This window comes from Synechococcus sp. MIT S9451 (genome assembly GCF_047304725.1).
Lineage (GTDB): Bacteria > Cyanobacteriota > Cyanobacteriia > PCC-6307 > Cyanobiaceae > Synechococcus_C.
This window is the reverse complement of the sequence record NZ_CP138971.1, coordinates 1,974,308-1,992,789: the sequence shown is the minus strand read 5'-3', so window position 1 is coordinate 1,992,789 and position 18,482 is coordinate 1,974,308. Positions and strand designations below refer to the sequence as shown.

Sequence of the window (18,482 nt, the reverse complement as noted above, 5' to 3'; positions counted from 1 at the left end):
GGATGGGGCCAGCTGAATGCAGCTGGTGCGGGCACTGGCCACCTGGAGCGGCGCATTTGCCGGTCTGATGCTGACCCTTGTTGGCAGCCTGATTCCTGCTGCAATGCTCTGGCCAGGGGTTCCTTTGGAGGTGCTGCCCTTACCCAGCACCTGGCAAGTGCCGGCGCTTTTGATCTGTGCTCTGGTTTGTGGGCCTCGTGCGGGTGTGATCGCCTCAGTGGCCTATCTCACAATCGGCCTCGTGGATCTTCCTGTTTTCCACGACGGAGGCGGCCCCGGCTATCTGCTCAATCCAGGTTTCGGTTATTTGGCTGGTTTTGTACCGGCTGCCTGGCTGTGCGGACGCCTGTCGCAACAGGAAGGGATGAATGATTTGGCGCGTCTGACCCTCGCTGCCATTGCAGGGCTGGTCATGATTCAAATTTGCGGCCTGCTCAATCTTCTTGTTGGTGGCCTGCTCGGCCGCTGGGCCGATCCCCTTCCCGAACTGTTGTTCAGTTATGGGGTAGGCCCCCTTCCCTCGCAGCTGGCCCTCTGTGTTGCATCAGCCCTGCTGGCCCTTCCCTTGCGTCGCCTGTTGTTGATCGAATGATGCGTTCCGTTCGACGCAAGTTCCTGCCCAATCACCTCGGGCGCGGACCGTTGCTCCTGCTCGGTTTGATCATCGTGATCGTGGATCAGGTGAGCAAAGCCTGGGTAAGACTCAGTCTTGAGCCAGGCATTCCCTCTGAATTTCTGCCTGGGCTCATACAGCTCCGCTGGGTGCGCAACACCGGAGCGGCCTTCAGCCTCTTCAGCGATTCCACCACGTTGCTGGGAGTTCTGAGCCTGTTGGTCGGGGTGAGCGTGGTGTTCTGGATCTGGCGCAACCAGCAACAACCCTTGTGGCAGGGCCTAGCACTCGCCTTCCTATTGGGAGGCACGATCGGTAACGGCATCGATCGGTGGAGACTCAACCATGTCACGGACTTTCTAGAACTGGTGCCAGTGTCGTTTCCGATCTTCAATGCAGCGGATATCGCCATCAACCTTGCAGTCGCCTGCTTTGCCATCGATGCCCTAACCCGCCGCCATGAGCACCGTCCCCACTGAGGCGAAAGCAGCTGCAAGCAACCCGATTCAATCCGGGACCTGGCAATTGGTGCTCCAGCAGGAGGGGGAAGCAGACCGAGAGATCATCCTGCACGGAGAGGCCTATCGAATCGGTAGGGATTCCGAGCTGGAGATTGCCCTCAACCACCCTGCTGTGAGCCGCAATCATGCAGTGCTTGAGCGCGACCGAAATCACTGGCGCCTCCGAGATCTCAACTCAACCAATGGCCTGTGGTGGCAGGGCAGGCGTATCCACGAGCTGGAGTTACGAGACGGTGATCGCGTCAGCCTTGCCCCCGCAGCCGATACCGGTGCTCCGGTGCTCTGCTTCCTGAATCGAAGGGATCGCCTGCACCGCAGCCTGGAGAAAGCTTTAGGCATCGGTGTGCTTGCCGGCCTGGGAAGCGGCTTCCTGCTGCTTCTACTGGCAGCAGTGACCGTGCCAGTGAGAGGCAGGCTGGCGACCGTGCAGGGGCCGATCGCCATCTATGACCGCCATGACGCACCCCTGCTGTCGGTGGATTCGAGTCGGCACCGTGAACTGCCAAGCCTCAACAGTTTTTCTCCCTACCTGATCAAGGCTCTGCTCAGTAGCGAAGACAATCGCTTCTGGTGGCATCCGGGTGTTGATCCGATCGGCACCTTGCGCGCCTTCCTCACCAACTACAGCGGCGGCACGATCAAGGAAGGTGGCAGCAGCATCACCCAACAACTAGCGCGCAGTCTTTACCCCGATCAGGTTGGCCAGGGTGACAGCCTCGGGCGCAAGTGGCGTGAACTGCTTGTCGCCATCCAGTTGGAAACACGCTTCAGCAAAGGACAACTGCTGCTGAGTTATCTCAACAGGGTGTATCTCGGAGTTGGTTGGGGGTTTGAGGACGCCTCCCAGGCCTATTTCGGACGATCCGCCGCTGATCTCAGCCTTGAACAGGCAGCCCTGCTTGTGGGTCTACTCCCGTCACCAAACGGGCATGATCCCTGCCGATACCCACAGCGGGCACTCAAGGCCCGCAATCGGGTGCTGAACAAGATGGCCGACTCTGGGCGGCTCTCGCTCGAACAAGCCAGGCTGGCTCGACGCCGGCCGGTGCAATTAACCAGTTCGGCGTGCAGCGATCAAGCCAGCCGCAGGTCCGCTCCCTTCTATACCGATCAGGTGCGTCGAGATCTGAGCGCGCTGGTGGGCCCCGATGTGGCGGCTGAGGGCAATTTTCTGATCGAGACCTATCTCGACCCGATGCTGCAGGACGTGGTGCAACGGGAACTCGCTCAGCGACTCATGGCATCCCAGGAGGTTGGAGTGAGTGAGGGAGCTGCGGTGCTACTCGACAGTCGGTCAGGAGGTGTCTTGGCGATTGCCGGTGGCAAGGATTACCGCAGCAGCCAATTCAACCGTGCCTCCATGGCAGAGCGGCAGCCAGGCAGCACCTTCAAACTGATCACATTCCTGGCCGCCCTGGAACAGGGGATCCAAGCCGCAGACAGAATTGACTGCAGCCCGATGCGCTGGAGAGGACAGAGCTTCAATAGCTCTTGCAAAGGCAAGATCAGCCTCAACCAGGCCTTCGCCTCCAGCAGCAACACAGCAACGCTTCGCCTTGCACAACGCGTCGGCCTGGAGCAAGTGGTGCAACAAGCCAGGCGTCTTGGTATCAGCACCCCCCTGGATCCAGTGCCGGGTCTTGCCCTTGGACAGAGTGAAGTGCGCTTGATCGAGCTGTCGGCGGCCTACGCGGCCGTTGCCAACGATGGTCTCTGGCATCAACCCAGCACGATCAGGCGCCTGGTGGATGCCGAAACCTGTCGGGTGCAACAGCTCAAAGACTGCGGAAGCCTGGGAGGAAGCACCACCACCACCATCGCCGGAGCCCGGCAGGCGGTACGGCAGCCGATCGCTCGGGCGATGCAGGGGATGCTGCGCAGTGTTGTGCGATCAGGGACTGGTGGTGGGGCCCAACTCGGCGGCCAGGAAGGCGGGAAAACCGGAACGACCAACGACGGGCGTGACCTGCTGTTCATCGGTTATGAACCCAAACGCCACTGGGTACTCGGCATCTGGCTCGGCAACGATGACAACACCCCCACAGCAGCATCCAGTGCCTTGGCAGCATCCCTTTGGAGCGACATCATGCGAGCGGCAGATCGGGGAACTAACACCACACCGTGAAGTCGAACACACGCTGGCTGTTCTGGGGAGGCGGTGCCCTTGTCGCCCTTGTGGTGCTTGGAATGGTGCTGCAAGCCGTTCGCAATCTCCTCTGGGACTTGAGCTACTGGCTCCCCCCCTGGATGGTGGGCCCGGTGCTGCTGCTCGCCGCCGGGCTAATCGTGGCACTGATCAGCCAGATCGGATGGCCCTGGTACAAGGCATGGAAACGGGAGCTTGACGGGCGCAATGACCCGACCACCCAGTTGCCTGCACCGCCCGACACACGTCGTCAGGCAGCCGAACAAAGCCTCGAGAGCATCGACCGCCTCCTGGACAAGCTGGATGATGCAGTCAGTCGCGAGGGCCTCCGTCAGGAAAGGGAACGGGTCGCCCAAGAACTGAAGCGCGGAGATCTCACCGTCGTGGTCTTCGGCACCGGATCGAGCGGCAAAACATCCCTGATCCGGGCACTGCTCAATGAAATTGTTGGAGATGTCGGTGCCGCCATGGGCACCACAACAGAAACTCGTACTTATCGCTTGCGCCTGAAGGGGATCCGGCGTGGTCTGCTGCTGCTGGATACACCAGGAATTCTTGAGAGTGGCACGGATGGCCGCGACCGGGAGCAGGAAGCGCGACGTCGGGCCAGCAGGGCTGATCTGATGTTGGTTGTCGTCGATGGTGACCTGCGCGCCGCTGAGCTTGCGGTGACACGTCATCTCGCAAGCCTCGGCAAACGCCTGTTGCTCGTGCTGAACAAATGTGATCTGCGCGGGGAGGAGGAGGAGCGCCGATTGCTGGCGCTGCTCCAGCAACGTTGTGCCGATCTGCTCAGTCCTGCCGACGTGATCGCCGCAAGTGCCGCCCCACAGTCGGTGCCAAGACCTGGTCAACAGCCATGGCAACCGCCTCCAGAAGTCGAGGCTCTGCTGCGTCGTCTTGCCAGCGTTCTCCATGCCGATGGTGAGGAGCTTCTAGCGGACAACATCCTTCTTCAATGCCGACATCTCGGTGAAACGGGACGCCATCTACTCGATCAGCAACGCCAAATGGAGGCACGACGCTGCGTGGACCGCTACAGCTGGATCAGCGGCGGCCTTGTGGCTGCAACCCCACTGCCCGGAGTGGACCTTCTCGGCACCGCTGCTGTCAATGCCCAGATGGTGATCGAGGTGGCGGGGGTCTATGGCGTCACCCTGAACCGCAGCCGTGCGCAAGAACTCGCCGTATCCGTTGGCAGGACACTGGCTGGTGTGGGGGTGGTGAAAGGAGGAATCTCTCTGATTGGCACAGCCCTCAGCTTGAACCTGCCAACGCTCTTGCTTGGAAGAGCTGTGCAGGGTGTGGCAGCCGCCTGGCTCACACGCATCGCTGGAGCGAGCTTCATCACCTACTTCCAACAGGACCAGGACTGGGGGGACGGTGGGGTACAAGATGTGGTCCAACACCACTACGACCTCAACCGGAGGGAATCTGCTCTGGAGCGCTTTCTTCAGACCGCTGTGAAGAGGGTTGTGGAACCACTGCAACGCCAAGTGCAGAGGAAGCTTCCACCGCGCCCAGGGCCTCGGGCGGAGGTGGAAGCATCGGACCACGGGAATCCAGGACTGTAATCAGGAGCAAATAGAACACTCCGATCGCCACAGACAGCGCTCCAGTCACAATCGCGACCCATCGTCCTCGTGGTGATGCCGGTGCTGCCATCAAGCAAACTCCCTCGCCGATGCGTTCAGGATCTCCGCCAACTGGCGCAAGTGGCAGCTTTGCGTATGGGGATTGCCAAGCACAGCCTTGAGATAGTGAAAACCGGCGTAGATGGGTCGTGAAAGCATCAGTTGTTGATTCAGCAGGCGCTGACGGGTTTTCAGCGACCAAGCCTCAATCTCTGAAGCAGTGCCCTGCAACGGACGACAAGCAAGCAAATGGAGCGGACCACTACACACCTGAAGCTGGCTCGCATCCAGGGAAGTCTCAAGACTTTGACGTCGTTCCACAGCAGAGGTGAGCAGCGAGGCAATGCCGTTCTCCCCCAATTGGCGGAGCCCCAGCCAGAGCTTGAGCACTTCGGCCGGCCGCGTGCCTTGGAGCCCTTGCTCGCCGCCATGGCCATCGCCCCAGGCGGGCTCCATGTAGGGCAAACCCGTTGCAAACGCATCCGCGAGGGTTGAGCGATCCGCCACAAGCAGCAGTGAGGAGGTTTTGGTGATCCCAAGCAATTTCTGGGGATTGACGGTGATCGAATCCGCCAGACCCAGCCCCTCCAGCAGGGGGGCGGTGGTGGCTGACAACGCGAAAATCGCCCCGATCGCGCCATCCACATGCAACCAAAGTTGCTCACGGCGGCAGAAATTGGCCAGATCGCGCAGCGGATCGATTGCACCACGCACGGTGGTTCCCGCAGTCGCAACAACAGCCAGACACGGGCGCTGCTGGGATCGAAGGGTCTTCAATCGCGTTTGGAGCAGATCCATATCCAGACAGCCATCGTCATCCACAGGAATGGTCTGAAGCGCATCGGGCCGCAATCCCATCACCCGGACCGCCTTGGCGAGGGAGACATGGGAATCAGCGCTGGCGAGCACGACCGCCTCAGGATTGTGTGCGAGGCCGAGATGATGGCGGGCCACGACCAAAGCATTCAGATTGCTGAGGCTGCCTCCGCTGGCCGGGACACCTCCAGCGGAGGCTGGCAAACCAAGGCGACTGGCGAACCAGTTGCAGAGATGCCGCTCCAGCCTGGTGAGGCTGGGAGACAATTCTTCAGCGAGAAGATTGTTGTTCAGCCCAGCACAGATCAAATCAGCGGCAATGGATGCTGTGAGTGGAGGCGGATCGAGATGGGCGAGAGCACCAGGATGGGAGGGCTGGAAGGCTCCGTCCATCACCCATTGAAGATCGTCCAGTAAACGGCTGCTGGACACGCCCTCCTGTTCAGGCACCACGTCGGGGAGCACCGACAACATGGGCAAGGGGCCGCGGCAGTGGGCATCGCCGAGCCAGCGGCAGAGCTGAGAGGACGCCTGATGGAGGAACCGCTCCAAATCGGGATCCAAACCCAACGGCGAGGCGAAAGGAGCGAGGGGCTCGGTCGTTGAGGGCTGGAGATTGCCGACCAAGGGCTCGCGATCAACAGCATTCATTCTCCACCGTGATGGCACATTGACCAAAGCGAAACCTGGATTCGAAGGATTGAACGGACCGGTGACCCTGAATGAGGAGCAACAGAAGTTTTGGATGGGACTGCTGCTCAGACGGGCCGAAGCGAACGGTCGAGAAGGAGAAGTACCAGTGAGTGCAGTGGTTCTCGACAGGCGCGGACGCTGCGTCGGATTCGGAGGAAACACCCGTGAGCGGGAGCAAGATCCCCTCGGCCATGCTGAACTCGTGGCGATGCGCCAAGCCAGCCGTCTGAGAGGCGACTGGCGTTTTAATGACTGCACCCTGCTAGTCACGCTGGAACCCTGCCCGATGTGCGCCGGTGCCCTGGTGCAGGCCCGGATGGGTCATCTGATCTATGCGGCCACAGATCCGAAACGGGGAGCGATGGGCAGCACGATCAACCTGGCAGAACACTGCAGCGCCCATCACGTCATGCAAGTGACAGGCGGTGTTTTGGAGGAGCAGGCCAGCGCCATGCTGGCCACGTGGTTCAGGCAGCGGCGACGGCGTCCTGACGGAAGCGTGGAAGCTCGGTCTCGAACAAGTTGAGAAGTCGATTCACGTTTTCGGGCTTGGAGTTGTAACCCATCAGGCCGATGCGCCAGATCTTGCCTGCCAGGGTGCCGAGGCCGCCGCCGACTTCAATGCCGTGCTCATTGAGGAGGTGTTGGGTGAATGCCTTGCCGTCGACGCCGTCAGGAATGCGAACCGTAGTGAGCGTAGGCAGACGCAAATGCTCAGGAGCATGCATTACAAGGCCCTGACTCTCAAGACCTGCCCAGAGGGCTTCAGCATTGGTGCGGTGACGTGCCCAGGCCTGTTCCAGGCCCTCTTCAGCGAGCAAACGCAGTGCTTCACGCATCCCGAAGTTCATGTTGACAGGGGCGGTGTGGTGATAAACCCTGTCACTGCCCCAGTACTGGTTGAGCAGAGAGACATCGAGATACCAGTTAGGCACCTTGTCTTTACGGGCAGCCAGCTTCTCCTCCGCGCGCGGCCCCATGGTGAACGGGCCAAGCCCTGGAGGGCAGCTAAGACCTTTCTGGCTACAGCTATAGGCCAGATCCACCTTCCAGTCGTCGAGGAAGACGGGGACTCCTCCCAGGGACGTGACCGTATCCAGCAAGAGCAAACAATTGTGCTTGCGACAGAGATCTCCGATCCCATCCATCGGCTGGCAAATACCAGTCGATGTCTCGGCATGCACCATGGCGAGGATCGCAGGCTTGTGCTCTATCAGAGCGGCTTCGATGTCCTCAAACGCGAAGGCTTCACCCCAGGGCTTCTCGACCACACGCACATCAGCTCGGTATCGGCCGGCCATATCAACCAGACGATTGCCGAAGTAGCCCTTCACGGCCACCAACACCCTGTCTCCGGGCTCGATGGTGTTCGCGAGGGTCGCCTCCATGGCGGAACTGCCCGTGCCACTCATGGGCAGGGTGAGGCGATTGTCGGTCTGCCAGGCGTAGCGGAGGAGTTCCTGAACCTCAGCCATCAACTCGACATAAAGGGGGTCGAGGTGGCCAATCGGTGTGCGGGACAAGGCCCGAAGCACCGTGGGGTCGGCATTAGATGGCCCTGGGCCCAGCAACAGCCGATCAGGCGTCGCTATAGGGCTCAGAGACCGGCGATGGCACGGATCAACCGAGGGGTGAGAGTGCGATGTCGCCAAAGCCCAAGAAGCAAATCGTGCGAAGCAGCCTACGCAGTCAGCTCACCCACTCTGAAATAAATGTTGGATTGCAACGCGATCAGCGCTTGCGAACGTCGGTCGCCGCCAATCCCTCAGCCATGTGCTCAAAAGGCTGACGCACCAGAGGGCAGCGTTCAATCGAGAGCCCGTCGGCAATGAGCATCTCGCAGACAACGTCTGCAAGAAGGACAATGCTGCGCACTGTGGGACCGGTGGGCACTCCCAGGCTCTTGTAGGTGTCATCAAGACCATTGAGGACACGTTCGTTGAGAATCGTGCTGTCACCGGCCACCAGCGCATAGCTGGCGTAGCGCAGGAAATAGTCCATGTCGCGAAGGCAAGCAGCCAGGCGACGGGTGGTGTAGGCATTGCCACCAGGCAAGAGAAGCTCTGGATCACCCTTGAAGAGTCTTTGGCTGGCTTCGCGAACGATTTCGGTGGCTTCGCGATTGATGAGCTCTACGGCTTGCAAGCGCAAGCTCGATTCACCGAGATAGCCATCGATGCTGTCCATGGCGTTGCGATCGAGATAACGACCTAACTGGTCGTAACGACCGATCAACCCGGTGATGGCATCACGCATGGCGAAGGCTTTGACGGTATCAGGATGAAACGTAACACCATCAATCGGCGCAGAACCCCGATGCGCGCTGCGATGTCACCAAGTTGACAGAAACGGTTACCAATCCTGCCTGAATCGACAAGCGCAAGCGTCCAACAGAAAAAGTGTGCCCCTTGATACAAAAAGCCCCCGAATGGCTGCTTACGGTCGTTTGGTCACATAAAGGTGAGCCTCACTGGATCCCATGGGCAAGACCGCACAGGACGTTCTCAACGCAATCAAGAACGAAGGCATTGAACTGATTGACCTGAAGTTCACTGACCTGCACGGCAAGTGGCAGCACCTCACAGTCTGCGCCGATCTGGTGGATGAGGACGCCTTCCGAGATGGCCTCGCGTTTGATGGCTCTTCCATCCGCGGGTGGAAGGCCATCAACAAATCCGACATGTCGATGGTTCCAGACCCCAGCACCGCCTGGGTGGATCCCTTCTATCGCCACAAGACGTTGAGCATGATCTGCTCAATTCAAGATCCACGCACCGGGAAGCCATACGATCGCTGCCCCCGAGCCCTGGCGCAGAAGGCTCTGAATTACATGGCCAGCACCGGCCTGGCAGACACCGCCTTCTTTGGTCCCGAGCCTGAGTTTTTCATCTTCGACGACGTTCGCTACGAAAGTGCCAACGGCTCAAGCTCCTACAGCGTCGACTCGATCGAGGCTCCCTGGAATACCAACCGGGTTGAGGAAGGCGGCAACCTCGCCAACAAGATTCAGCTGAAAGAGGGTTACTTTCCCGTTTCGCCGAACGACACCTCTCAAGACATCCGCAGCGAAATGCTGCTGACCATGGGGTCCCTCGGTGTTCCCATCGAAAAACAGCACCACGAAGTCGCCACAGCTCAGCACGAACTCGGCATGAAGTTCGCTGAGCTCATCCAGGCTGCAGACAACGTGATGACGTACAAGTACGTCGTGCGCAATGTGGCCAAGAAGTACGGCAAAACGGCCACGTTCATGCCGAAGCCGATCTTCGCTGACAACGGCAGTGGCATGCATGTGCACCAAAGCCTTTGGAAAGCAGGCCAACCGTTGTTCTTCGCCCCAGGCACATACGCCGACCTGTCGGATACAGCGCGCTGGTACATCGGCGGCATCCTCAAGCACGCGCCTTCCTTCCTGGCCTTCACCAACCCCACAACCAATAGCTACAAGCGGCTTGTGCCTGGCTTTGAAGCACCGGTGAATCTGGTGTACTCCGAGGGCAACCGATCCGCAGCCGTGCGCATCCCGCTCACAGGTCCTAGCCCCAAAGCCAAGCGCCTTGAGTTCCGCTCCGGCGATGCTCTAGCCAACCCTTACCTGGCCTTCAGCGCCATGATGATGGCCGGACTCGACGGGATTAAGAACCAACTCGACCCAGGCGATGGCCTCGACAAAGATCTGTTCGAGATGCCTGCGGAAGAACTGGCCAAGATCGATACGGTGCCCGCTTCACTGAACGGTGCACTGGAAGCACTTCGTGCAGATCATCACTATCTGCTTGAAGGTGGCGTCTTCACGCAAGACTTCATCGACAACTGGATTGACATCAAGTACGAGGAAGTGCAACAGCTGCGTCAGCGCCCCCATCCCCACGAGTTCACCATGTACTACGACGCCTGATCAAACAGGATTAGTAGAACCAGGAGACTTGAGTGTCTCTCAATGGCTCCCAACACGGGGGCCATTTTTTTTGGGAATAGACATCGGTTAACAGCCAATTCAGAGCTGCTTGGGCCAGGTCTCAACCGAACTGCAGGGCCCGATTCAGTGCATGGCTAATAACCACAGAAGATTCACGTTCAATCCTTACAAGCGGAGCAGTTGGGCCCATTAGCGCGACGGTCATCAAGAGATTGCGCAAATGGATGAACGTCGACTCACTGGCGGGCTGCAACCTGCGCCAGAGGCAGAGATCGCAGGGCGAACATCGCAGATAAGGAGCCTCCAGTGCCCACCGAACTGGCAGACGGATGGGAGTGGGGCCAGAGGCTCCTGGGCTGCCTAAGGCAATGTCAGCCCAGTTGGTGACTGGCTTTTGAGCACCTGTGTCCAAGATCACAGCCCCCTTTAATCCAGGTCATCAGGTCAGCAGGTGAATCCGGAGATGGTGAGTGCATCGGAGGGAGAGATCCCACCACACTCATCACCCCACTCAAACCAATGTCCTTCAAGTACTTCCGCCCCACACTCCGCAAAGTCACCACCACGCAAAAGGCTCCCGCTTACAAAAACACCGCTTCCGCAGAGCGTCTTGCTGATCTGATCGACGCTACTGACATCCTTTCCAACCACAGCATTGAGAAGCACCTCGCTGAAGTCAACTTTGAGGATCATGGTCACTCCATCCTCAAAGAATCAGGTCTGACTCGCGGTCACTCCATCATTGAAACTTCCTTCGGTGATCAACTTGCTGGCCGTGACTCAATTCTTGGCGGTGCAGGCAAGCAAAACGAATCACAATTCAGTGAAAGTGGTCTCCGCGGCTCTGGAGCATTTGGCAAAGGAATGGCTTCATCACCCGAGAACAGTCCAACAAGGAACGCAGAGACAGTGGCAGAAGTTGTATTGAGCACAGATGACGGAATCGCTGGAAAGTTTTCGACTGTCATTAGTGTTGTCAGCGCTCTAACAAAAGACACCGCCCATGAGCGCAATCAAGGCCTTGTTGGAGTAGTGGGAAGTGGAATTGTTGGAGGCCCGGCAGGAGTAGTGGCCGAGAAAATTGGAACAGAAATTGAAAAGAAAATTGCATCTAAAGCTCTCGAGGATATTGAAATACTAAAAGAAGGAATTTGTGGAGTTTATGGCCTTCCCGATTGCGTTATCTCCGAGGAGCGCAACCCTGGTAGCCGAATTCAAACTGAGCAAGAGATGAGAAATACCCCATCTCCTTGGAATCCCGCTAACCAGTGCACTGAGGACTCCACAAATAATGGCACGAACGATGGAAGACCAGCACCTGATGACGACGGTGGTAGCGAAGGCGGTTTCATGACCTGGAAGCTGCAAGATCAGCTCTCTAATGGCTTCAAAAATGCCAAAGATCCCATCACCAATCCTTACAACGAGAACCAAGGCGGCGGCATCCTGACTGCCACCGAACTCCAAGAGATGGAAGCTGATCTGCGTAACGCAAAAGACCCTGCCACCAACTGGGGAGATGAAAACTACAACAACGTGATTAGTGCTATCGACCTGAATGTTGGCGAACTGAGCCTGAAGGATCCCTGCACCAACTGGGGCGATAACAATTCAGGCCCCTTCCCCAATCATGTGAATGGTGCCACTGGTGAGCCTGTGGGAGGACCTGTGGTGGATCCAATGGACTGAACGAACAACTTCTTACAGGTAGACATCTCCAAATAATTAGCCGGGGGGCCTGATGCTCACGCGATGAGCTGAAAGCAATACAACACCAACGAGTGGAAAAGCAGGGCGGTCTTCGATGAATGTGGCTGATCCATCCCCCGGCCAAACAACAAAAGCCCCGCCAAAGGCGGGGCTTTTGTGTTGCCTGAGCTTTAGACAGCCAAGCATCCTCAATCCTGCGGATCGACTGGCCTGAAGGGATAGGAGCGCACCTCTTAATTGGCTTTGCTGAGATTCAGGCAAAGGAAAGCGCGACATTGAGCGAGAGGAGCCCAACAAGAAAAAATGCGGCCAAGAGGGAGGCCTCTGGAACCATTTTCACAATCGCGTAGCCAACGATGGAGAAGGCAGCTGCAATGAGTAGGGCCGCGAAGTCAGGTTGCATCTCCCTCAATGCGTGGTGGTCTGTTGTAGCCACTGCACCTCTGTGACCGAGAGCGGGAGTGCTCAGCTCAGCCGCTTACAGAAGAGCCTCAGCAGTTTTACTCCGGCAGGCACTGCATTTCCCGGGGTCCTTCGTACCTAGACCTTCGATGGCTTTAGCCGTGTCGTGACAGGCCAATTGGATTGGGCATCAAGGCCAAGCTGAGCTTGGTGTTGGCCTGCTGTCGAGAAGCGACCGAGAGGTTCCAGTCAACAGGCGGTTCTGCTTCGTGAAGAAAAGAAGACAGCGCTGACACACCGACCAAAGCTGTCTGCAGCGTCATCAGCACATTCATGGTCGATCCCGTCATCTTCCCAACCCTGCTAATCCTCTGGGGGCTGACAGCCCTTACAAAGATCGGGGCTTAGCGGACGTGTAGATCTGCCGATGCACAAGAGCCTGACGAACAGCTGTGCGCACCTTCGCGTTTTCAATCAACAGTTGCTTGGTCAAATCCCTGATTTGATCGATGTCATTGCACTGATCAAGTTCTCGGCAAGCCGCCTCAATCCGAAACTTCTGTTCCGTCGACAAGGTGATTTTGGCCATTGGTCAATGGTCTGCTGTACGGAAATTTTGGCGATTGGTGCCGGTGCGCTGTTGGGGGGTTAACCGACCAACAGTTCAATGCTCTGCAAGATTCTGCGCCTCCCCCTTTCGAGACACCCCTTGTGAGCGCTGAAGATCTCGGCATGGAAGTGGTGATGAGACCATCGCACCTTCCTCTGCGGAGTGAGGGCGTTTGACTCTCTTAAGCAGGCCTTCCAAGACCTTGACCGTCTCCAGTTTGGCAACGAGGGCGTCATCGCAGCTGATCTTTCCCTTCACAGGCTGAGCTGTCACCATCCAGACATTCGAGATGGATTGAGCTTGGAACACCGCGCTCTATCAACAGAGTGCTTCATGGTTCAGCCCCGAGCACTAAGTAGGTTGTGATGCAGAGGGAGAGAAAATAGAAGGTCAGCATTGTTTTCAATGATGCTGAGAAAAATCTATTTCCCATCCCAAGAGAAATTATGTCTGAACCTTCCACAACTCCTACAAAGTCTGACGGGACAAGCCCTACTTGTCGCTGACGAGGCTCGCCAGAACGTCACTGCAACTCAGGCGTCATTCCGTAACTGTGTGATCGCACTGTCATGCAGGCGTCGTTGATGTCTGTGGCGCAGCGCCCAAGCCCGCTGCTGCGCCATTGCGTTAGCCCCGTCCTGCTGATCTGGATGGGCCTGGATCTGCCCGAGGGCCACCTCACGCCGATGCACGTCATGGGCGTGCTGGTGTGACCAAGCCAAAAACTCAACACCAGCAGACGCATCTCGCTGGATCAAGCCACCGTCTGAGTGCTGGGACGTTTGAACAGTCATCGCGAGAACCCCTCAAGAGTCTTGCTCTAATTTTGTATCAACGGCTACAGAATTTCAAGACTTTCGTTGCGGGTCGCTGCGATGGCGTCCAAGGCTCGATGAGCGAGAGCCAAAAGAGGCCGGCACCAAAATCCACCACGAAGGCCATCCATCCGCTGGAATGGCGGTTCTACATCTTCAATCTGAAGCGATGGCGACGCCCACCCTCACCGAGATCGCCTATCGCACACTGCAGCAGACCAGAAGCCTCGCAGGCCTGGCGCACAAAGAAATCAGCACAAAGTTGATGGAACTGGTCGCACCAGACGTCACACCCCAGACCGAGCCTGTTCCTCCAGACATGCTCATGCAACTGCGCCAAGCGATGGCTGACCTTGAAGACCTTGACTGGCGCGAAGCCGAAGAGGGCCTCTATCCCAAGAGTCAACTCTTTGATTTGCCCTGGATCGACTGGGCCAGGCGCTACCCACGCCTGTGGCTCGATCTGCCCTCCACCTGGATGCGACGCCGAGAACGCAACGTGCGCGACCTCCCAGACCTCACCGATGCAGAGATCTATCCCGATTACTACCTCCAAAACTTCCACCATCAAACCGATGGCTACCTGAGCGACCACTCAGCAGAGCTCTACGACCTGCAAGTGGACATCCTCTTCAACGGGGCAGCTGATGCAATGCGAAGGCGCGTGATTGGTCCCCTCAAGCGAGGCATGCGTTCGTTTCACGACCGTCCCAACGCCAGTCTCAAAATCCTGGATGTGGGCACTGGAACTGGCAGAACCCTGCATCAGATCCGCGGTGCTCTGCCCGAGGTTTCTCTAGTGGGCCTCGACCTCTCACAGGCCTACCTGCGCCAGGCCAACCGATGGCTTAACCAAGGAGGAAGCAACCTGGTTCAGCTCCTACAGGGCAATGGAGAGGCAATTCCGCTGGCAGACGGGAGTGTTCAAGCCGTGACCTGTGTGTTTCTGATGCATGAACTGCCCTCTGAAGCCAGGCAAGCCGTGATCGATCAATGCTTCCGAGTGCTCGAACCAGGTGGTGTGCTCGTGCTGGCAGATTCGATCCAACTCGCGGATTCACCCCAGTTCGAACTGGCCATGGACAATTTCCGCAAAGCCTTTCATGAGCCTTACTACCGGGACTACGTCAGCGACAACATCAATGACCGTCTCAACCAAGCAGGCTTCATCGGGATCGCGGCCGAATCGTATTTCATGACGAGGGTCTGGACCGCTCTCAAACCTGCCGTGACATAGGGATTTGCTGACATGTCAATAACCGGATGCCTGGCACGCCCATAAGGTTCCCTTAGATGGGCCAAAGATCCAATGACCAACCCATTCCAGCTGCGCTGGCTTCAGGGCTGGTCGTTTGAAGTGGTGCTGATGGAAGGGAACGTGCAGGTCGAGGCCCGCGGCTTCGGAATCTGTTTGCGCACTCCCCTCTATCCAGGTGAAAGCCCTCAGGTTGCTGCTGACAGGCTTGTGATGGCGGAAGACCAACGTCGTAGGGCTTTGTATCAGGCCTGGATCCGGGACAAGACAGCGAGCGGAGATGCGTTGCTGCGCACTACAGGACTGACTGACAACACAGGTTTAAATCCAAAGTCGCTCGTGGTGGTGGGACCTCAGCCAGTTGCAGCTTGAGCCAACCACCATCCGATCAAGACGCCTGGTCCTCCCCAGCGCAATCCCTTCCAGAGCCACCAACCTGAGTGAATGGGCTTGAAGTTGCGGAAGATGTCACCGGCCTGAACCAACTGCTTCACCAGCTCAGAGCGCTGACGTCGACGTCGCTCATGCAAGGAACCACCACGAGGCGGAGATGTTCGCTGCAACTGCTGGTTGAGACGCACCAACCCAGACAAGACGTGCAATAACCGAATGGAATCAGAGCGATGCCGCGCCACTCGTTTCGGCTGATCTCGAGTCGATCTGATCCCCATCAAGGTCTCATCCGTGCGGATCAGCCTCCAGGATAGGAATGTTGATCACCTCAGCAATGCCTTCACGCCAAGACGCATGGCCCCCTCAGGCCGCTCCACTGGCCCAGGAGCTGCACGAGCAGCTCAGGCTCACCGATCGAAACTGGCATCAGCTCAAGGGAGACTCGGACAGGCGAGCAGCTGAACTGCTAGCAGGGGCACTGGTGCAGCTCCTGAATGGCGGCACGAACGCGGATGCCTGTGCTCTGACATCCCAGGGTTTGCTCTGGCTCAAGCGGGAACTGAAGGATCCTGGCTGTCCCCATCGTTGATCTGTGCAGCAGAGCGTCCTGGACGACGACAGGCCAGTTGAAGTCGATTGCCGCGACGGCTCCAACGCACATCGTCGAAGCATTGGTGAATCAGAAAGAGACCGCGACCCTTGGGCGCATCCAGACGGGAAGGGAGGTGCCCTTGCCGGGCGGTGAAAGGCACTCCCGAGCCTTCATCCTGAATCTGCCAGACCAGCCAGTTAGGGGTGAGGATGCGACGCACCCGTAAACACTTACCCGTATCTCCCGCATTGCCGTGGCGGACGGCATTCACGAGGGCTTCCTGCAATCCAAGCTCAAGCCGGCATGCGGTCTGCTCACAACCAACGGGCTCCAGCAGGAGCTCAAGCAGGGGGCTGAGTTGAAGCGTGGAAGGCAGGATGAAGTCAGCCCAGCGGAACGTGGGCACGACAGCGATGGAGCGCAGCCTGTCGGTCAACGACACAACGGTCTGGGAGCCAGACGTCATCGGCAGAGCTGTTCTCTGTTTTGACCATAACGGCAGCTCAGCCCGCCGCCACTACCTGGACGTGTTAACGACGCGACACCAATGCCGGATGGTTCAGCAGTGAATCCATGAGGCGCACACCTCGCAGCTGATTCACCAGCGGCATATGGCCTTCAGGTGCACTCATGGTCCAATTGAAGGATCCGGGGTAACGGGTCCACACACCCTCTTGTTTCCAACCGATTCGGGGCCAAAGACGGTCATAACGACCATTAAGAGCAGCCAGTAGTCGGGCCTGGGCGGTAAAGCCGAAGCGTCCCTGGGAGTAGGCGGTCCAAAGCCGATCGAGGCTGATCAGATCCTGCGCCTGCATCGGAGGTACTTCACTGAAATACACATATCCACGTCTCTCGGCCTCCTCGCCAGCCAGTTGCCTCAGGATTCGACTGGTGAACCGGTCAGCATCTTCAAACTGCTCAGCGAGAAGATCTCTCTGCAGAGGGCTGTAATCGATCCCCACAGCTGAAGGTGCAGAAAACCAACCACTAGAAGAGCCCAAAAGGGGCAGCAGTGCCTGGGGCTGTTGACGCTGGAAGACCTGCAGAAGCCAGCCTGCGGCCCAGTCATCTCCCTCAGGATCAAAACCGTCCATCACGGCCGTACCCAAAGCCGCGAGTTCGTCGGCTCTGTTCTCAATCGTGGGGATCAGAGAGCGACGCTGTCGCAGAGAACCACTGGAGAATCGCTCCAGCAATTGCTCAACACTGAGATTGGTGGTGGAGGACAGTCCGGACAGCATGGATCAAGGCCGGCTCTCACAGACACGGCGTTGGCCCACTATGTCAGGCATGGGCGCCGACACCACAAGAGATTTCGACAGCTTCAGGCAGGCACAAGGCCAACTGGTGGATGTTCGCAGTCCTGCGGAATTCCTTCAGGGACACTGGCCAGGGTCGATCAACATCCCTCTCTTCACTGATGAACAGAGGGCGAAGGTCGGCACGACCTACAAGCAACAGGGTCGGGATCAGGCGATTGAGCTCGGTCTGGAACTGGTGGGGCCATCGCTTTCAGCCTTGGCGCAAGCTCTCGGACAAGCGGCTGGAGCAGAGAAGCGCTTACGCATTTATTGCTGGCGCGGTGGGATGCGCTCCAGCAGCGTGGCCTGGCTGGCCGGCTTAGTGGATCAAGAAGCTCTCGTTCTAGAAGGGGGGTACAAGACCTATCGCCGTTGGGTTCTTGAACAATTCGGACAGAGTTGGCCGGTAAAACTGCTGGGAGGACGCACCGGCAGCGGCAAAACGGATCTGCTCTTAGCCCTAGCTGAGCGCAACGTGGCAGTGGTGGATTTGGAGGGGCTGGCCCATCACCGTGGCAGCAGCTTTGGTGGGCTTGGACTGCCAGATCAACCGACGACGGAGCAGTACGAGAACCGCCTTGCAGAAGCCTTGGATCACCATCGCCGCAATGGCGCCGAAGAAATCTGGCTGGAAGCTGAGAGTGCCCAGGTGGGTCGTTGTCGTATTCCTCGCGACCTCGTCTCACAGATGAAGAGCGCCGTTGTGCTGGAGATCCGTCGCCCAGCCGAAGAACGGGTGAATCAGCTTGTCGCGGTCTATGGAGATCAGGGCAGCGAAGCCCTTGCAGCCGCGACTCAGCGCATCAGTCGCCGTCTTGGCCCCCAACGCACCGAGCAAGCACTCGGCGCCATCGCCTGTCGCGACTGGCACGGTGCCTGCAGAGCCATGCTCGACTATTACGACCGCTGTTATGACCGGGAACTGGAACGTGCAGATGAACGACGCAGTGTCGATATCGCTGGCATGGGCGCTGAAGCAGCCGCTGACCACCTCTTGAACGAGTGCCTGATGCGGGTCGTACCGAAGCCAAAGCAATCGGGCAGCATTGCTCCCTAAAC

19 protein-coding genes are annotated in these 18,482 nt (G+C 58.2%); 11 read left to right on the top strand and 8 right to left on the bottom strand.

What is annotated here, in order from left to right:
• The first annotated feature begins 25 nt into the window (after positions 1-25).
• From SIB72_RS10420 to SIB72_RS10405, 4 genes are read left to right on the top strand one after another with little or no spacing between them, the layout of a single operon-like run.
• Positions 26-592 (top strand): biotin transporter BioY, encoded by a 567-nt coding sequence (locus tag SIB72_RS10420; RefSeq protein WP_413745105.1) that lies wholly within the window; start codon positions 26-28, stop codon positions 590-592.
• Complete coding sequence (lspA, locus tag SIB72_RS10415) at positions 589-1,092, top strand: signal peptidase II (RefSeq protein ID WP_413743825.1); 504 nt, start codon at positions 589-591, stop codon at positions 1,090-1,092. The genes SIB72_RS10420 and lspA overlap by 4 nt, the downstream gene beginning before the upstream one ends.
• The gene (locus tag SIB72_RS10410) at positions 1,073-3,259 is read left to right on the top strand and encodes a transglycosylase domain-containing protein (protein WP_413743824.1); all 2,187 of its coding nucleotides are present in this window, start codon (positions 1,073-1,075) and stop codon (positions 3,257-3,259) included. The genes lspA and SIB72_RS10410 overlap by 20 nt, the downstream gene beginning before the upstream one ends.
• Positions 3,256-4,854: a YcjF family protein gene (locus tag SIB72_RS10405; RefSeq protein WP_413743823.1), complete on the top strand. Its 1,599-nt coding sequence runs from the start codon at positions 3,256-3,258 to the stop codon at positions 4,852-4,854. Before SIB72_RS10410 ends, SIB72_RS10405 begins: the two co-directional genes overlap by 4 nt.
• A 90-nt stretch (positions 4,855-4,944) precedes the next feature.
• Here the strand turns inward: SIB72_RS10405 and SIB72_RS10400 are convergent, their stop codons facing one another.
• Positions 4,945-6,381, bottom strand: a complete 1,437-nt coding sequence (locus SIB72_RS10400) for a pyridoxal phosphate-dependent decarboxylase family protein (RefSeq protein ID WP_413743822.1) — start codon at positions 6,379-6,381, stop codon at positions 4,945-4,947.
• Positions 6,382-6,400: 19 nt separating this feature from the next.
• Between SIB72_RS10400 and SIB72_RS10395 the strand changes: the two genes are divergently transcribed.
• Positions 6,401-6,949, top strand: coding sequence for a nucleoside deaminase (locus SIB72_RS10395; protein WP_413743821.1), 549 nt, complete (start codon positions 6,401-6,403; stop codon positions 6,947-6,949).
• Here the strand turns inward: SIB72_RS10395 and SIB72_RS10390 are convergent.
• Together SIB72_RS10390 and SIB72_RS10385 are read right to left on the bottom strand one after the other, a co-directional pair.
• Positions 6,891-8,075 (bottom strand): pyridoxal-phosphate-dependent aminotransferase family protein, encoded by a 1,185-nt coding sequence (locus tag SIB72_RS10390; protein WP_115121666.1) that lies wholly within the window; start codon positions 8,073-8,075, stop codon positions 6,891-6,893. The genes SIB72_RS10395 and SIB72_RS10390 overlap by 59 nt on opposite strands.
• 79 nt (positions 8,076-8,154) lie before the next feature.
• The gene (locus tag SIB72_RS10385) at positions 8,155-8,679 is read right to left on the bottom strand and encodes an allophycocyanin subunit beta (protein WP_413743820.1); all 525 of its coding nucleotides are present in this window, start codon (positions 8,677-8,679) and stop codon (positions 8,155-8,157) included.
• Positions 8,680-8,902: 223 nt separating this feature from the next.
• Between SIB72_RS10385 and glnA the strand changes: the two genes are divergently transcribed.
• On the top strand, positions 8,903-10,321 hold the full coding sequence (gene glnA / locus SIB72_RS10380; RefSeq protein WP_115121668.1) for a type I glutamate--ammonia ligase: 1,419 nt from the start codon (positions 8,903-8,905) through the stop codon (positions 10,319-10,321).
• A gap of 540 nt (positions 10,322-10,861) precedes the next feature.
• Positions 10,862-12,031 carry a hypothetical protein gene (locus SIB72_RS10375; RefSeq protein WP_413743819.1) on the top strand — a complete coding sequence of 390 codons (1,170 nt, stop codon included), beginning with the start codon at positions 10,862-10,864 and terminating at the stop codon, positions 12,029-12,031.
• Between the two features lie 274 nt (positions 12,032-12,305).
• On the opposite strand, the gene SIB72_RS10370 is transcribed toward SIB72_RS10375, so the two are convergent.
• The gene (locus SIB72_RS10370; protein WP_170953970.1) at positions 12,306-12,455 is read right to left on the bottom strand and encodes a hypothetical protein; all 150 of its coding nucleotides are present in this window, start codon (positions 12,453-12,455) and stop codon (positions 12,306-12,308) included.
• Between the two features lie 1,142 nt (positions 12,456-13,597).
• Positions 13,598-13,858, bottom strand: a complete 261-nt coding sequence (locus SIB72_RS10365; protein WP_413743818.1) for a hypothetical protein — start codon at positions 13,856-13,858, stop codon at positions 13,598-13,600.
• Between the two features lie 190 nt (positions 13,859-14,048).
• Between SIB72_RS10365 and SIB72_RS10360 the strand changes: the two genes are divergently transcribed.
• Both SIB72_RS10360 and SIB72_RS10355 read left to right on the top strand, forming a co-directional pair.
• Positions 14,049-15,116: a class I SAM-dependent methyltransferase gene (locus SIB72_RS10360; protein ID WP_413743817.1), complete on the top strand. Its 1,068-nt coding sequence runs from the start codon at positions 14,049-14,051 to the stop codon at positions 15,114-15,116.
• 72 nt (positions 15,117-15,188) lie between these two features.
• Complete coding sequence (locus SIB72_RS10355; RefSeq protein WP_115121674.1) at positions 15,189-15,506, top strand: copper-binding protein; 318 nt, start codon at positions 15,189-15,191, stop codon at positions 15,504-15,506.
• Here the strand turns inward: SIB72_RS10355 and SIB72_RS10350 are convergent.
• The gene (locus SIB72_RS10350; protein ID WP_413743816.1) at positions 15,488-15,736 is read right to left on the bottom strand and encodes a hypothetical protein; all 249 of its coding nucleotides are present in this window, start codon (positions 15,734-15,736) and stop codon (positions 15,488-15,490) included. The genes SIB72_RS10355 and SIB72_RS10350 overlap by 19 nt on opposite strands.
• 125 nt (positions 15,737-15,861) lie before the next feature.
• Here SIB72_RS10350 and SIB72_RS10345 point away from each other — a divergent pair, with 125 nt between their 5' ends.
• Positions 15,862-16,116, top strand: coding sequence for a DUF6439 family protein (locus SIB72_RS10345; protein WP_413743815.1), 255 nt, complete (start codon positions 15,862-15,864; stop codon positions 16,114-16,116).
• Here the strand turns inward: SIB72_RS10345 and SIB72_RS10340 are convergent.
• Both SIB72_RS10340 and SIB72_RS10335 read right to left on the bottom strand, forming a co-directional pair.
• A complete protein-coding gene (locus SIB72_RS10340) occupies positions 16,076-16,585 on the bottom strand; it encodes an ATP-binding protein (RefSeq protein ID WP_115018225.1) in 510 nt (169 codons plus the stop codon). The two genes, SIB72_RS10345 and SIB72_RS10340, sit on opposite strands and share 41 nt — an antisense overlap.
• Before the next feature lie 64 nt (positions 16,586-16,649).
• Entirely contained in the window at positions 16,650-17,363 is a 714-nt protein-coding gene (locus SIB72_RS10335) for a GUN4 domain-containing protein (RefSeq protein WP_115018222.1), read from the bottom strand.
• A gap of 40 nt (positions 17,364-17,403) precedes the next feature.
• On the opposite strand from SIB72_RS10335, the gene mnmH reads away from it, so the two are divergent.
• On the top strand, positions 17,404-18,480 hold the full coding sequence (mnmH, locus tag SIB72_RS10330) for a tRNA 2-selenouridine(34) synthase MnmH (protein ID WP_413745104.1): 1,077 nt from the start codon (positions 17,404-17,406) through the stop codon (positions 18,478-18,480).
• Positions 18,481-18,482: the final 2 nt, after the last annotated feature.